Annotated in this window: 16 protein-coding genes; 12 read left to right on the top strand and 4 right to left on the bottom strand. The window is 67.8% G+C overall.

The window, feature by feature from the left end:
* Positions 1-9 precede the first annotated feature (9 nt).
* Positions 10-1,116, top strand: coding sequence for a Rieske 2Fe-2S domain-containing protein (locus AC1DQJ_RS03345; protein ID WP_477600244.1), 1,107 nt, complete (start codon positions 10-12; stop codon positions 1,114-1,116).
* Here the strand turns inward: AC1DQJ_RS03345 and AC1DQJ_RS03350 are convergent.
* Positions 1,099-2,067, bottom strand: coding sequence for a hypothetical protein (locus tag AC1DQJ_RS03350; RefSeq protein WP_477600246.1), 969 nt, complete (start codon positions 2,065-2,067; stop codon positions 1,099-1,101). The two genes, AC1DQJ_RS03345 and AC1DQJ_RS03350, sit on opposite strands and share 18 nt — an antisense overlap.
* 118 nt (positions 2,068-2,185) lie before the next feature.
* On the opposite strand from AC1DQJ_RS03350, the gene AC1DQJ_RS03355 reads away from it, so the two are divergent.
* Both AC1DQJ_RS03355 and AC1DQJ_RS03360 read left to right on the top strand, forming a co-directional pair.
* Positions 2,186-2,968 carry an alpha/beta fold hydrolase gene (locus tag AC1DQJ_RS03355; RefSeq protein ID WP_477600248.1) on the top strand — a complete coding sequence of 261 codons (783 nt, stop codon included), beginning with the start codon at positions 2,186-2,188 and terminating at the stop codon, positions 2,966-2,968.
* 7 nt (positions 2,969-2,975) lie between these two features.
* Entirely contained in the window at positions 2,976-3,380 is a 405-nt protein-coding gene (locus AC1DQJ_RS03360) for a VOC family protein (protein ID WP_477600250.1), read from the top strand.
* A gap of 7 nt (positions 3,381-3,387) precedes the next feature.
* Here AC1DQJ_RS03360 and AC1DQJ_RS03365 read toward each other — a convergent pair whose 3' ends face one another.
* Positions 3,388-4,020 carry a glutathione S-transferase family protein gene (locus tag AC1DQJ_RS03365; protein WP_477600252.1) on the bottom strand — a complete coding sequence of 211 codons (633 nt, stop codon included), beginning with the start codon at positions 4,018-4,020 and terminating at the stop codon, positions 3,388-3,390.
* 73 nt (positions 4,021-4,093) lie between these two features.
* On the opposite strand from AC1DQJ_RS03365, the gene AC1DQJ_RS03370 reads away from it, so the two are divergent.
* From AC1DQJ_RS03370 to AC1DQJ_RS03390, 5 genes are all read left to right on the top strand, one after another.
* Positions 4,094-5,734, top strand: coding sequence for an acyl-CoA dehydrogenase family protein (locus tag AC1DQJ_RS03370; protein WP_477600254.1), 1,641 nt, complete (start codon positions 4,094-4,096; stop codon positions 5,732-5,734).
* Positions 5,735-6,415: 681 nt separating this feature from the next.
* Positions 6,416-7,069, top strand: coding sequence for a TetR/AcrR family transcriptional regulator (locus tag AC1DQJ_RS03375; protein WP_477600256.1), 654 nt, complete (start codon positions 6,416-6,418; stop codon positions 7,067-7,069).
* Positions 7,070-7,264: 195 nt separating this feature from the next.
* Entirely contained in the window at positions 7,265-7,882 is a 618-nt protein-coding gene (locus tag AC1DQJ_RS03380; protein ID WP_477600258.1) for a TetR/AcrR family transcriptional regulator, read from the top strand.
* A gap of 33 nt (positions 7,883-7,915) precedes the next feature.
* Entirely contained in the window at positions 7,916-8,119 is a 204-nt protein-coding gene (locus AC1DQJ_RS03385) for a twin transmembrane helix small protein (RefSeq protein WP_477600260.1), read from the top strand.
* 2 nt (positions 8,120-8,121) lie between these two features.
* A complete protein-coding gene (locus tag AC1DQJ_RS03390; protein WP_477600262.1) occupies positions 8,122-8,691 on the top strand; it encodes a cob(I)yrinic acid a,c-diamide adenosyltransferase in 570 nt (189 codons plus the stop codon).
* Here AC1DQJ_RS03390 and AC1DQJ_RS03395 read toward each other — a convergent pair.
* Positions 8,688-8,996 (bottom strand): hypothetical protein, encoded by a 309-nt coding sequence (locus tag AC1DQJ_RS03395; RefSeq protein ID WP_477600264.1) that lies wholly within the window; start codon positions 8,994-8,996, stop codon positions 8,688-8,690. The two genes, AC1DQJ_RS03390 and AC1DQJ_RS03395, sit on opposite strands and share 4 nt — an antisense overlap.
* 159 nt (positions 8,997-9,155) lie before the next feature.
* On the opposite strand from AC1DQJ_RS03395, the gene AC1DQJ_RS03400 reads away from it, so the two are divergent.
* Both AC1DQJ_RS03400 and AC1DQJ_RS03405 read left to right on the top strand, forming a co-directional pair.
* Positions 9,156-9,902: an electron transfer flavoprotein subunit beta/FixA family protein gene (locus AC1DQJ_RS03400; protein ID WP_477600266.1), complete on the top strand. Its 747-nt coding sequence runs from the start codon at positions 9,156-9,158 to the stop codon at positions 9,900-9,902.
* Complete coding sequence (locus AC1DQJ_RS03405; protein ID WP_477600268.1) at positions 9,902-10,846, top strand: electron transfer flavoprotein subunit alpha/FixB family protein; 945 nt, start codon at positions 9,902-9,904, stop codon at positions 10,844-10,846. Before AC1DQJ_RS03400 ends, AC1DQJ_RS03405 begins: the two co-directional genes overlap by 1 nt.
* Before the next feature lie 79 nt (positions 10,847-10,925).
* Here AC1DQJ_RS03405 and AC1DQJ_RS03410 read toward each other — a convergent pair whose 3' ends face one another.
* Entirely contained in the window at positions 10,926-11,297 is a 372-nt protein-coding gene (locus AC1DQJ_RS03410; RefSeq protein ID WP_477600270.1) for an energy transducer TonB family protein, read from the bottom strand.
* 125 nt (positions 11,298-11,422) lie between these two features.
* Between AC1DQJ_RS03410 and AC1DQJ_RS03415 the strand changes: the two genes are divergently transcribed.
* Complete coding sequence (locus AC1DQJ_RS03415; protein WP_477600272.1) at positions 11,423-12,301, top strand: LysR substrate-binding domain-containing protein; 879 nt, start codon at positions 11,423-11,425, stop codon at positions 12,299-12,301.
* A 144-nt stretch (positions 12,302-12,445) separates the two neighbouring features.
* Complete coding sequence (locus AC1DQJ_RS03420; protein ID WP_477600274.1) at positions 12,446-13,324, top strand: 3-hydroxybutyryl-CoA dehydrogenase; 879 nt, start codon at positions 12,446-12,448, stop codon at positions 13,322-13,324.
* Positions 13,325-13,364 lie beyond the last annotated feature (40 nt).

Here is a 13,364-nt window from a genome sequence, read left to right on the forward strand (position 1 = left end):
GAAGACCCCATGCCCGACGGCGACACCAAGACAGCCCAAGCCCCCGCGACCGACGCCAAGTTCGGCCGCGGCTTCCTGCATGACATCTGGTACTTCGCCGCCATCGGCAGCGACCTGAAGCCGGGCAAGCTGCAGCGCTACGAGCTGCTCGGCGAGCCGATCCTTCTGGGCCGCGACCGGGCCGGCAAGGTCTATGCGCTCAAGGACATCTGCCCGCATCGCGCCGCGCCGCTGTCGGCCGGCAAGTTGGTCCGCGAGGCCGACGGCGCCGAGAGCGTCGAGTGCCCCTATCACGGCTGGCGCTTCAAGACCGACGGGGCCTGCGCGGCGATCCCATCGCTGGTCGACGACCAGGCGATGGACGTCAGTCGCATTCGGGTGCGCCGCTATCCGGCGGCCGAGAGCCAGGGCCTGGTGTTCGTCTGGATCAGCTCCGACCCGCGTTTCGCCGGCGAGCCCTCAGAACCGCCGCCGGAGTTCCCTGGCGTAGTCGGCGGCGGGCCCAAGCTGGTCGACCGCATGGATTTCGACGCCCACATCGACCACGCGGTGGTCGGGCTGATGGACCCGGCCCACGGCCCTTATGTGCATCAGCAGTGGTGGTGGCGCTCGGCCAAGAGCCAGCACGAGAAGGCCAAGAAGTTCGAGCCGCGCGAGCAGGGCTTCGCCATGGTTCGGCACGAGCCCAGCAAGAACAGCCGCGCCTACGCCATCCTCGGCGGCGAGCCGCTGACCGAGATCACCTTCCGCATCCCGGGCATGCGCTGGGAGCACGTGACGGTCGGCCAACGCCAGGTGCTGTCGCTGACCTGCCTGACCCCGCTGTCGGAGACCAAGACCCGGATCACCCAGATCGTCTGGTCAGACCACCCGGCCTTTCTGTTCCTCAAGCCGTTCATCGCCGCCGGCGCGCGCGCCTTCCTGCGCCAGGACGGCGACATGGTGAACCTGCAGAACGAGGGACTGCGCTACGACCCGTCGCTGCTTTGGATCGACGACGCCGACCGGCAGGCCAAGTGGTACCAGCAGCTGAAGCGCGAATGGACCGCCAGCCGCAAGGCCGGGCGCGCCTTCGAAAATCCTGTCGAGGCCGCGACCCTACGCTGGCGCAGCTAGCGGCTGGGGCTTCGGCGGCGCGGTCAGTTTCAGGTCCTCGATCGGGATCGGGCCAAAGCCGCGGTCGATCTCCCAGCTGATCCGCGCGCCGAGCGTCGTCACCGTCGAGACCGGCTCCATCCGGCGTAGGTCCATCGACCGGAGCGCCTCATGCGTGATCCGCACGTGCATGATCGGATGCTGCTCCAGGCCATCGCGGGTCTTGCCTGGCAGGAAGCCGCGGGCCAGGACCTCGATCTGGTCGATCGGAACCACGGACATCACCTCGACCCCGGTCCGCAGGACGGCCGAGCAGACATTGGCCAGGTGCATCTCGCGGCGGACGGCGATGGGCAGATGGGCGTGCACGCTGCGGCCGTTGTCGTTGAGCCCAACGCTCTCGTCCGGCATGGCGTCGAGTTCTAGCACGTCGAGATGCACGATCAGTTTGCCGGCGACCGGCATGTCGATCCCGAGCCCCTCCAGCACCGGCGCCAGCTCCGCGGCCGGAACGTGGGCCTTGAGCGCCGTCTCGATGGCGCCGATGTCGAGCGCCATCATCGCGCTGGCCAGTTCGACATCCAGATTGTGCAGCTCGGCGTTGCGCTTGGCGCGGGAGAACAGCTCGGCGTCCTTCTTGGCCGCCTCCAGCACCTTGGCGGCCAAGGCCCGGCGGCGATCCTGCTGCAGGCCCAGCAACCCGTCGATGAGGCCAGGGCGATAGTTGGTCATGGCGTGGCGCGCCTTCTTCTCCAGCGCGTTGGCGCGGATGGCGGGCTCGACCAGACCGGTCTCGAGGATTTCGCGCCAGTTCCGGCGCTCGTACTTCACGCAATGGGCGCGGGTGAGCTGCTCGAACAGCACCTCGTAGCGCGCGGCCAGATCGGGCGCCGTGCTGCGCTTCACGCCCTCACGCGCCTTGCGCTCGCGATCGCGCAGGGCTTTCTTGGTCGCCCGGTCGACACGGCTCACGGTGGCGATAATTGTACGTGGGGCGCCCGCAGCGTCCATCCCAGTTCCCCCTCGGCGGCGTTTCCGCTCTTAATTTCTGAATATCGACGTTTTCTCTCACCGCATCATTAAGAAAATCATGGACTTCACGACAACCGACGGCTTCGAGATCGCCTTCGACGACAATGCGCCCGAGGCCTATGAGCGGGCCATTCTGCTGGTTCACGGTTTCGCCTCGAACCGCAACGAGGGCTGGAAGCGCACCGGCTGGTACACGGCGCTGGAGCGCCGCCGCTTCCGGGTGATCGCGCTCGACCAGCGCGGCCATGGCCAGAGCGCCAAGCCGCACGACCCACAGGCCTATCAGCGCGAGCGCCTGTCGCGCGACGTGATTGAGCTCATCGACCATCTGGGGATCAACCGGGTTGATCTGTTCGGCTATTCGATGGGCGCGCGCACGGCGCTCACCGCCGCGCTGCTGGCGCCGGAGCGGTTCTCGAACCTGATCCTGGGCGGCGTGGGCGACAAGCTGTTGGAGGAGCGTCCCGGATCGCGCGGCGACGTCATGGGCCAGGCCATGCTGGCCGAGGATCCGGAGACCATCACCGAGCCCTTCCTGCGCAGCTTCCGCCAGTTCGCCGACGAGCAGGGCGAGGACCGCCAGGCCCTGGCCGCGCTCAGCCGCACCCAGAACCCGGCCCTGGACGTCGCGGCCTTCGCGACCCTGCCGATGCCGGTGCTGGCGGTGGCCGGATCGCGCGAATCGAACGGCGATCCAGAGGTGCTGGCAAAGTCGTTCCCGCTCGGGCGCGGCGTGGTGGTGCCGGGCTGCGACCACTTCTCGGCCATCCCGCACGCCCTGACCAAGGCGGCGGTGTTCGACTTCATCGACGGCGTGCTGGACGATCCTTGGGCGCGGTGACAGGGCGATGAAGCCGAAGATCAGCCTGATCGGACTGGGAGTGCGCGACTTCGATCGGGCGCTGGCCTTCTATCGGGACGGCCTCGGCTTCACGCCGCACAACTACACGGCCGGCGAGGACCACGTGATGTTCAAGCTCGAGGGGACGTGGCTCTCGCTCTACCCTCGCGACAAGCTGGCCGAAGACGCGACTGTCCCGGACGATGGCCACGGTTTCAGCGGCTTCAGCCTGGCGCACAATGTTGGCTCGCCGGCCGAGGTCGACGCCGTATTCGCCCACGCCGTCTCGGTCGGGGCCGCGCCGGTGAAGACCCCGCGCGAGGTGTTCTGGGGCGGCTATTCCGGCTATTTCGCCGACCCGGACGGCCACCTCTGGGAGGTGGCCTACAATCCGTTCACCGACCTGACCTGAAGGCTTCCTAGCTCTTCGGACCGAGGTTGTAGGGGCCGCCCTTCTCCAGCGCCTTGCGATAGGCCGGGCGGGCCTGGAGACGGTGCACCCAGGCGGCGATGTTCGGGTAGACGGCGAAGCGGCCGAAGGCGCCCGCGACCTCGCCGACGAAACTCATCTGGATGTCGGCGGCGGTCAGTTCGGCGCCCATCAGATAGTCGCGACTGGCCAGCGAGCGATCCAGATAGCCGAGGTGGTTGGCCATCTCGCCCTCGATGCGCGGCTGCAGCGGGGCGCCGGCCGCGCCCAGGCGCGCAACGTACATGTTCAGCATCAGCGGCAGCATGGCCGAGCCCTCGGCGTAGTGCAGCCACTGTTGGTGCTGCTCGTACTCGGGCGTGCCGGCCGGCGGCGCCAGGCGGCCGGCGGCGTGGTGGCGCAGGATGTAGTCGATGATCGCGCCGGACTCGATGACGGTGGCGCCGCCCTCGGTGACCACTGGCGACTTGCCCAGCGGGTGGATGGCGGTCAGCTCCGGCGGAGCCAGCCGGGTCGTGGCGTCGCGGAAGTACGGCTTGATCTCGTAGGGAAGGCCCAGTTCCTCCAGCAGCCAGAGGATGCGCTGAGAGCGCGAGTCGTTGAGGTGATGGACGACGATCATGGCGCTTCCTCTGCTTTGCTAAAGGCGTACCGGGCCGCGTGACGGGCCACAAGCTTCGCCTATAGTCGGGGCCATGATCTTGCAGGACCTCCCCGCCCGCCTCGACGACGCCGCCCTCGCCGCGGAAGGCTATGTGGCCCAGGCGCGCGCCGGGGTGAGCGCCCGCGTCGTCCGCGATGGTCTGCTCGACCGCGCCCTGCTGGACGCCCAGCAGCACGTGGCCCACGGCCTGGCCTGGGCGGCGGCCTACGCCGAGACCCTGCGCCAGACGGCGGCCTGGGCCCGCGCCCTGGCGGCGCAAGGCGCGCTGGGCGAAGCCGAGGCGCTGCCCGCCCAACTGCTGGCCTTCGAGTATCTGAGCCAGCTGGCCGGCGGCCTGCCGATGAACCAGGGCGAGACCTTCCGGCCGGGCGATCTCGACCTCGACGCCGGCGCGCTGGAGCCCGCCATCCGGGCGCTCGTGCCGGGAGCCTCCCAGGCGGTGAAGCTGCGCATCGTCGACCTGCTGGAGGCCGCGGTCGGCCGCCCCTCGCTGGAAGCCAGCGGGCTCGACGAGACGCTTAAGCACATCCGCGACCAGTTCCACGGCTTCGCCCAGGAGAAGATCGTCCCGTTCGCCCATGGCTGGCACCTGCGCGACGAGCTGATCCCCCTGCCGCTGATCGAGGAGCTGGCGGCGCTCGGCGTCTTCGGCCTGACCGCGCCGGAGGCCTATGGCGGCTCGGGCCTGGGCAAGGTGGCGATGTGCGTGGTCTCGGAGGCGCTGTCGCGCGGCTGGATCGGGACTGGCTCGCTAGGCACCCGATCGGAGATCGCCGCCGAGCTGATCCTGGCGCACGGGACCGACGAGCAGAAGCAGCGCCTGCTGCCGGCCATCTGCTCGGGCGAGACCATCCCCACCGCGGTGTTCACCGAACCGGAGGCCGGCTCGGACCTCGGCTCCCTGCGCACCCGGGCGGTGCGCGAGGGCGACAGCTGGAAGGTGACCGGCGCCAAGACCTGGATCACCCACGCCGCGCGCGCCGACCTGATGACTCTGCTGGTCCGCACCGATCCGGCCTCCAAGGACCACCGCGGGCTGTCGATGTTCCTGGCGCAGAAGCCGCGCGGCACGGTGGCCGATCCGTTCCCTGCCCACGGCATGAGCGGCGGCGAGATCGGCGTCATCGGCTATCGCGGCATGAAGGAATACGAGATCGGCTTCGACGGCTTCGAAGTCCCACACGCCAACCTGCTCGGCGGCCTGGAGGGCCAGGGCTTCGCGCAGTTGATGGCCACCTTCGAGAGCGCCCGCATCCAGACCGCCGCGCGGGCCATCGGGGTGGGCCAATCGGCGCTGGAGCTGGCGGTGGACTACGCCCTGGCGCGCCGGCAGTTCGGCCAGCCGATCGCGCAGTTCCCGCGGGTCGCCAACAAGGTCGCGCTGATGGCCGCCGAACTGCTGGGCGCGCGCCGCCTGACCTGGTTCGCCGCCCGCGCCAAGGACGAGGGCCGCCGCTGCGACCTCGAGGCCGGCATGGCCAAGCTGGTGGCGGCGCGGATCGCCTGGGCCGCCGCCGATAACGCGGTGCAGATCCATGGCGGGACCGGCTTCGCCACCGAGCAGCCGGTCAGCCGCGTGTTGGCCGACGCCCGGATTCTCAACATCTTCGAGGGGGCTGGAGAGATTCAGGCCCAGGTCATCGCCCGCCGGCTGCTCGAAGGCGCCAACTGAGCTTAGCGCGCCAAAGCTGCACGCGTTCTTGCAGCCTTACTGCCATAAGATCGATCAGGGCCGCCTCGCCGCAAGTGAGGCCTTGCAGATACTGAGACTCCGCCGCGCTGTCGCAGTCACCCGCGCTCAACCGTCAGTCCCGACCGAAACGATTTCGCGCTGACCGGGTGCGGTATACGCAACTGCTTGCGTCTAGGTAACTGAGATCGGCGCTCGGCGCCGCCCCCCGTAGGCGAACGACTTCTAACGCACGACGTTTTACGAGCATGCTCAGCGAGTCGCGATTTTTGTCATCGGCGGGCGGTCAGCGCGGCAGGCGCGGATTCAGCAGGAAAACGCGGGTCTGCGACGCTGCGCCACACGGCAAAGCCTCGCCTCCCACGCTACATGGATTGGCGTACTCGCATCGCGGAACGAGTTCGCTGAACGCACTCAACCAAACCCTTCGCTTGGACGCGCCGTATCGAAGGGCTAAGAGGATTTTGTGGTCATGACGACCTGCGTCACTGCCGTCCGACTCCCCCCGGGCGGCCGCCTAGCAGTAGAAACGAATAGCGGACTCCCCGCCGGGCTGCGCAACTCTGCGCTGCATGACGTGGAACTGCTTGAGATGGTAGCGGAAGAGTATTGCGTAGAGTTCGAGAAGCGCAGAGCGCCGACTACGACGAGGCTCGTGGTCCAATGAAGCACGTTTCCAGCAACATCGAAGTCGCCAGCGAAACCCAGGTTCGCGTTCCGACCCGTCGCGCGCTCGCCAAGCAACAGACCCGCGCCAAGGTCCTGTCGGCCGCCCGCCGCCTGTTCTCCGAGTCGGGCTACGAAGGCGCGACCATCCGGGACATCGCCGCCGAAGCCGGCATGTCGACGGGCGCGGTTTTCGCCAACTTCACCGACAAATCCGACCTGTTCCGCGAGATCATGATCGCGGACATGGAAGCCCTGGTCGAAGCCATGCGTGACGGCGCCTCGCGCGGTCGCGGCGTGGACGACGCCATGCTGAAGCTCTTCACCGCCGGCTACTCGTTCTACAAGAGCCGCCTGCCGCTAGCCCGCGCCGCCTTCGGCATCTCCTGGATGCCCGAGCAGGGCCAGGAGCTGCGCGACCTGGCGCCGGTGCAAGCGGTCCAGGACCTGTTCACCGAGCAGCTCAACCAAGGCGTCGAGCGCGGCGAACTCTCCCAGGAAGCCGAAGTGAAGCTGCGCAGCCAGATGCTGTTCGACAGCTACCTGGCCAACTTCCAGGAAGCCATCTTCGGCGGCTGGAGCATCGATGCGCTCCAAGCCAAGTCCAAGGATCAGATTCGCGTGATCCTGGCCGGCGCGCGCCGGGGCTAAATCAGTCTAACTGCCCGAGCTTGCGAGATCTGGCCCCCGGGGTCAGATCTCAGCTTGGCTTTTGCACTGCAATAATGGGGCTTTAGCCCCGCGGCGAACTGTCGCATCTTTCCCCATGACACATTCCTCACGCAGGATTCGCCGTAAGCAACTTACGGGGAGGCCTGCGCACTCGTGGCAGGCTGGGGGAAGAACTTGAGCGTACGTAAGTCCCAGAAGGAGGCGACGCGGCAACGCGTGATCGACGCCGCCCGCGATCTGTTCGAGACCAAGGGCTATGACGCCACCACAGTGCGCGAGATCGCCACCCAGGCCGCGGTCTCGGTCGGCAGCGTCTTCACCACCTTCGCATCCAAGGGCGACATCCTCAGCCAGGTCATGGCCGACCGGCTGGACGGCCTCTACGCCGAACTCGACCGCCTGGCCCCGCATCTGCGCGGCTCGACGGCCGATCGGCTGCGCTCGATCTTCGCCATCCACTACGCCTTCGAGACCCGCCGCACCCGGCTGTTCCTGGCCCACATCGCCGCGGCCTACAACTGGACGCTCAGCCCCTCCAGCCGGCCCTACGGGCGCAATCCGCGGCTGCGCAACGTGATCCGCGACTGCCTGGCGGACGGGGTCGCCCGCGGCGACGTCGATCCCAGCACGGACCTGGAGATCGCGGTCGACGCCCTGATGGCCTCCTATGCCTGGACCTATCGCCTGGCCGCCTGGGACGACGCCGACGCCGAGGCGATGAGCGCCGTGATGGATCGTCACATCGGCCTGATCGCCCACGGATTCCGCGTCCCGCAGGCCGCGAACCAATAGGCCGCTCGCCCCGATCTCGGCTAAGATCGCGGCATGAACATTTTCACCTACCTGATCCCGATCAGCCTGGCGGCGGTGACCATCACGCTGTTCATCGGCCTCTACGCGCTGTTCCGCGGCGGCGACTTCGGCCGCTCCTATTCGAACAAGCTGATGCGCCTGCGCGTGGTGATGCAGGCCATTGCGGTCGCCATCCTGGTGCTGGCCGTCTGGTGGCGCGCCAAGTTCGGCGGCTGACCTTGGTCGTCCTCAATAAGATCTATACCCGGACCGGCGACGGCGGCTCCACCCGCCTGGCGACCGGCGAGCCGGTCTCCAAGGCCTCGCTGCGGGTCGAGGCCTATGGCGCGGTGGACGAAACCAACGCCTGCCTGGGCTTGGCGCGGCTGCACACCGCGACCGATCCGGAGTTGGACGCCATGCTGGCGCGGATCCAGAACGAGCTCTTCGACCTGGGCGCGGACCTAGCCGCCCCGCCGCGGGCCGACGAAACCAACACCCTGCGGATGGTCGCCTCGCAGGTCGTGCGGCTTGAGCATGAGATCGACTCGATGAACGCGGCCTTGCCGCCGCTCGCCTCGTTCATCCTGCCGGGCGGAACGCCCGCGGCGGCCCATCTGCATCTGGCCCGCACGGTCGCCCGCCGCGCCGAACGCATCGCCGTGGCCCTGGTCGAGGCCGGCGAGACCGTCGGCCCGGAGGCAATGCGATATCTCAACCGGTTGTCGGACTTCCTGTTCGTCGTCGCGCGCCACGCCAACGACCGCGGCGCCAGCGAGGTCTTCTGGCAGTCGGGCGCGACCCGCTAGTTCTTCGCGGCGGTCGCGTTCTTCGCGGGCGTCGCGGCCTTGCCCGCCGGCTGATCGCCGCGCGCCTTGGCAGCGTCGGCCTTGGCCGCCGCGCGGCTGGTCTTGTCGACGATCGGTCGGCCGGTGATGTCGGAGATCTGGACCGGCCGCGCGCAGGTGCGGCTGCGCCAGTCCCACCAGTCGCCCGCCGCCTCGCACTTCTGGCCAGGCCAGACCCAGCCGACATGATAGGCGAAGGCGCCGACGCTCAGGATGAGGAAAAGGCCCAGGAAGATCAGCTTCAGGCGGTCGATCGTACGGTTCATGCGGTGCTTCTAGTCGTCGGCTTACGCGGCTGCTAGCGCCTTCCTCGGCCGAAAATGCGGCGAAGTGTTACCCCGCGCTGGCTTGCAATGCTCGGAGGAACCGTTATTGCCGCATCGACCGAATTTTTCGCAAAAACTAATTTGAGGCGCTAGCTACCCATGAAGGTGTTGGTCCCGGTCAAACGGGTGATCGATTCAAACGTCAAGGCCAGGGTTAAGTCCGACCAATCGGGCGTCGACCTCGCCAATGTGAAGATGTCCATCAATCCCTTCTGCGAAATCGCAGTCGAGGAGGCCGTCCGCCTGAAGGAGAAGGGCGTCGCCTCCGAGGTGGTCGTCGTTTCCATCGGACCGGCTCAGGCTCAGGAAACCCTGCGCCAGGCTCTGGCCATGGGCGCTGACCGCGCCGTGCTGATCCAGACCGACCAGGACCTGGAGCCGCTGGAAGTGGCCAAGGTGCTCAAGGCGGCGATCGCCGAAGAGAACCCGAACGTGGTGATCATGGGCAAGCAGGCCATCGACGGCGACAACAACGCCACCGGCCAGATGCTCGCGGCGATCCTCGATTGGCCGCAGGCGACCTTCGCCTCGGCGATCGAACTGTCGGCCGACAGCGCCAAGGTGACCCGTGAAGTCGACGGCGGCCTGCAGACCATCGAGGTCGGCCTGCCCGCCATCATCACCGCGGACCTGCGCCTCAACGAGCCGCGCTACGCTTCGCTGCCGAACATCATGAAGGCGAAGAAGAAGCCGCTGGACGTCAAGGAAGCCGCCTCGCTGGGCGTCGACCTGAAGCCGCACCTGAAGGTCCTGAAGGTCGCCGAGCCCGCCAAGCGTTCGGCCGGCATCAAGGTTGAAACCGCTGGCGACCTGGTCGCCAACCTCAAGACCGCGGGAGTCCTCTAATGGCTGTTCTCGTCATCGCCGATCACGACAACGCGTCGCTGAAGGACTCCACCAACAAGACCGTCACCGCCGCCCTGGCCCTCTCGGGCGACGTGGACGTGCTGGTCGCCGGCAAGGGCGCCAAGGCCGCGGCTGACGCCGCCGCCAAAGTCGCCGGCGTGCGCAAGGTGCTGCTGGCCGAAAGCGACGAGCTGGGCCAAGGCCTGGCCGAAGCTGTCGAAGCCACCGTGGTTCCGCTGATGGCCGGCTACGACGCCGTCCTGACCCCGGCCACCTCGCAGGGCAAGAACTTCAGCCCGCGCATCGCCGCCAAGCTGGACGTCGCGCAGATCTCGGAAATCATCGAAGTCGTCAGCAACGACACCTTCGTGCGCCCGATCTACGCCGGCAACGCGCTGGAAACCGTCCAGTCGTCGGACGGCAAGAAGGTCATCACCGTCCGCGCCACCGCCTTCAAGGCGGCCGCTGAAGGCGGCTCGGCCTCGGTCGAGACCGTTCCGGCCGGCGCCGTGACGGTCAAGGTGAAGTTCGTCGACCAGCAGCTGGTGAAGTCGGCCCGTCCGGAACTGGCCGGCGCCAAGATCGTCGTCTCCGGCGGTCGCGCCATGGGTTCGGCCGAAGAGTTCCAGAAGATCATCGAGCCGCTCGCCGACAAGCTCGGCGCTGCGGTCGGCGCTTCGCGCGCCGCGGTGGACGCCGGCTATGCGCCGAACGACTACCAGGTCGGCCAGACCGGCAAGGTCGTCGCTCCGGAACTGTACGTCGCCGTCGGCATCTCGGGCGCCATCCAACACCTGGCCGGCATGAAGGACTCCAAGGTCATCGTGGCGATCAACAAGGACGCCGACGCGCCGATCTTCCAGGTCGCCGACTTCGGTCTGGTGGCGGACTACAAGACCGCCGTGCCGGAACTGATGGAAGCCCTGACCGCCGCCGGCAAGTAAGCCGACGACGGTTCCAGGAACCAAACGATCAGGGGGCGGTCCTTCGCGGGACCGCCCCTTTTTCATGCCTGCTGCTCTGTCAGCGGGCGGCGACGGCAGGGGGCGGAGCGGAGACGCCCAGGGTGAAAGTCATTTCCCGCCCGACCAGCTCGACGGGCGCAAGCTCGGTGCGCAGGTTGCGCAGGGCCGCCACGGCTTGGCTGTCGAGTTCCGGCGAGCCGGACGACTTCACCACCCGCACGCTGTTTAGCCGATCCGAACCGATGCCAACCCGCACGCTGAGGCTCTGGCCGGCGAGGTCGACGCTCCGCTCGGCCAGCCGCGCCTCGGCGTCGGCGGTGGTCGCGGCCGCATACCGGGCGCCTGAGGCCGGGCTGGCCTGAACCGGGGAAAGGGGAGCCGCGGCCAGCAGTAGGCCGACCGCGCTCAGCACAAGAAGCTGGGCCTTCATGGAATTGTCCTGGAATTGTCGGGGTTTGGGGGAGGAACGGCGCCGCCCCGTTGATATGCGCCTGCGCCACGCCCAGATCGAACGATGATTGTTGTCCCAGCTTGTTACGGGAGCTGACAACCCGCGTGGTCCGCCTGCCGCCCTTCTTCGCCCTCCGCGCCCTTGCCGCCGCGGCCCGTCGACGTAGCTACAGCCGCGCCGCCGAGGAGCTGTCGGTCACCCACGGCGCGGTCAGCCAGCAGATCCGCAAGCTGGAAGCCGAGCTCGGCGCGGGGCTGTTCGTCCGCCAGGGCAACGCCATGATCCCCACCCCAGCCGCGGAGAAGCTGGCCGGCGAGGTCGAGCGCGCCCTGCGCATCCTGCAGGACGGTGTGGCGGCCTTCTCCGGAGCGGCCGAGCGCGATCCGCTGGTCGTCAGCCTTGAGCCGCAATTCGGCACTCGCTGGTTGCCGCTACGCCTGCCGCGGCTGCTGGCCGATCCGGCCGGCGCCAACGTCGACTTCGTCATCGAATCGCGGACCGCCGACTTCGTCACCGATGGGGTCGATATGGGCGTGCGCTACGGAAGCGGCGAAGACCAGGGCGTCGAGAAGGTGCTGCTGTTCTGCGAACAGCTGTTCCCCGTGGCCAGTCCAGACCTAGCCGCACAGCACTCGGTCCGGGAGCCCAAAGACATCCTGGCCACCCCGTTGCTGCGCCACCGCCACCGGCCCTGGAGCATTTGGCTTTCCGCCTTCGACCTCGCCGACCCGCAGCGCGGGCCCGAATTCGAGGACTCGCTGATGCTGCTGGAATCGGCGGCCCAGGGCATGGGCGTGGCCCTGGCGCGCGGTAGCCTGGTCGAGCAGGACCTGGCCAGCGGTCGGCTGGTGCGGCTGCTGCCTCACGCGGTCGACAACGAGTTCGCCTTCTACATCGCCTGGCGCGCCGACAGCCCGAAACTTCGGCGGATACACGCTCTGCGCGACTGGCTGCTGGCCGAGGCGGGCAACGGCGGGGCCTGATCGGGCGCAAGCCGGTTTTTCCACATCGCGGCTACGCTGCGTCGCAGCAAAAGCCTTGGCCTGAGCGCCATTCCCCATGTTAGAAACCCGTCACAAGCGGGCGTACCGGGGATCGCGCCAGCGTTACTGAAGGCAATTTTCGGCATGGTTCAGATCAAGTCGGTCGGCATCATCGGCGCCGGCCAAATGGGTTCGGGCATCGCTCATGTCTGCGCCCTGGGCGGCTACGACGTCCTGCTGCACGACGTCAGCCCAGAGCGCATCGAAGCCGGCCGCTCGCTGATCGAGAAGAACCTCGCCCGCCAGGTCTCCCGCGGCCACGTGGATCAGGCCGCGATGGACGCGGCCATGGCCCGCATCAAGGCCGCTCCGGAACTGCAGACCGTCGGCGCCGCCGACATCGCCATCGAGGCGGCCACCGAGAACGAAGAGGTCAAGAAGACCATCTTCAAGGCGCTGACCCCGCACCTCGGGCCCAACACCATCCTGGCGTCCAACACCTCCTCGATCTCCATCACCCGCCTGGGCGCGGCGTCCGATCGCCCCGAGCGGTTCATCGGCCTGCACTTCATGAATCCGGTTCCGGTGATGAAGCTGGTGGAGATCATCCGCGGCATCGCGACCGACGCGCCGACCTACGAGACCGCCGTCAACTTCGCCAAGTCGCTGGGCAAGACCACGGCCAACGCCGAGGATTTCCCCGCCTTCATCGTCAACCGGATCCTGGTGCCGATGATCAACGAGGCGATCTACACCCTCTACGAAGGGGTCGGCACGGTCGACGCCATCGACACCGCCCTGAAGCTGGGCGCGAACCATCCGATGGGCCCGCTGGAACTGGGCGACTTCATCGGCCTCGACACCGTTCTGTCGATCATGAACGTGCTCTACGAAGGCCTGGCCGATTCCAAGTACCGCCCCTGCCCGCTGCTGGTGAAGTACGTCGAGGCCGGCTGGCTGGGCCGCAAGACCGGTCGTGGGTTCTACGATTATCGCGGCGAAACCCCGGTCCCGACCCGCTAAACCCATTCTGGGCGCCTAACAGGTGTGAAGCGTTCGTTAA

The sequence above is a fragment of the Phenylobacterium sp. P4_E10 genome, from assembly GCF_056401675.1.

Bases quoted from the DNA above. Each gene is read 5' to 3' on its own strand.
- AC1DQJ_RS03375 (WP_477600256.1), top strand. From the start codon at position 6,416: ATGAAGCACGTTTCCAGCAACATCGAAGTCGCCAGCGAAACCCAGGTT.
- AC1DQJ_RS03345 (WP_477600244.1), top strand. From the start codon at position 10: ATGCCCGACGGCGACACCAAGACAGCCCAAGCCCCCGCGACCGACGCC.
- AC1DQJ_RS03420 (WP_477600274.1), top strand. From the start codon at position 12,446: ATGGTTCAGATCAAGTCGGTCGGCATCATCGGCGCCGGCCAAATGGGT.
- AC1DQJ_RS03360 (WP_477600250.1), top strand. From the start codon at position 2,976: ATGAAGCCGAAGATCAGCCTGATCGGACTGGGAGTGCGCGACTTCGAT.
- AC1DQJ_RS03385 (WP_477600260.1), top strand. From the start codon at position 7,916: ATGAACATTTTCACCTACCTGATCCCGATCAGCCTGGCGGCGGTGACC.
- AC1DQJ_RS03365 (WP_477600252.1), bottom strand. From the start codon at position 4,020: ATGATCGTCGTCCATCACCTCAACGACTCGCGCTCTCAGCGCATCCTC.
- AC1DQJ_RS03405 (WP_477600268.1), top strand. From the start codon at position 9,902: ATGGCTGTTCTCGTCATCGCCGATCACGACAACGCGTCGCTGAAGGAC.
- AC1DQJ_RS03395 (WP_477600264.1), bottom strand. From the start codon at position 8,996: ATGAACCGTACGATCGACCGCCTGAAGCTGATCTTCCTGGGCCTTTTC.
- AC1DQJ_RS03370 (WP_477600254.1), top strand. From the start codon at position 4,094: ATGATCTTGCAGGACCTCCCCGCCCGCCTCGACGACGCCGCCCTCGCC.
- AC1DQJ_RS03355 (WP_477600248.1), top strand. From the start codon at position 2,186: ATGGACTTCACGACAACCGACGGCTTCGAGATCGCCTTCGACGACAAT.
- AC1DQJ_RS03400 (WP_477600266.1), top strand. From the start codon at position 9,156: ATGAAGGTGTTGGTCCCGGTCAAACGGGTGATCGATTCAAACGTCAAG.
- AC1DQJ_RS03410 (WP_477600270.1), bottom strand. From the start codon at position 11,297: ATGAAGGCCCAGCTTCTTGTGCTGAGCGCGGTCGGCCTACTGCTGGCC.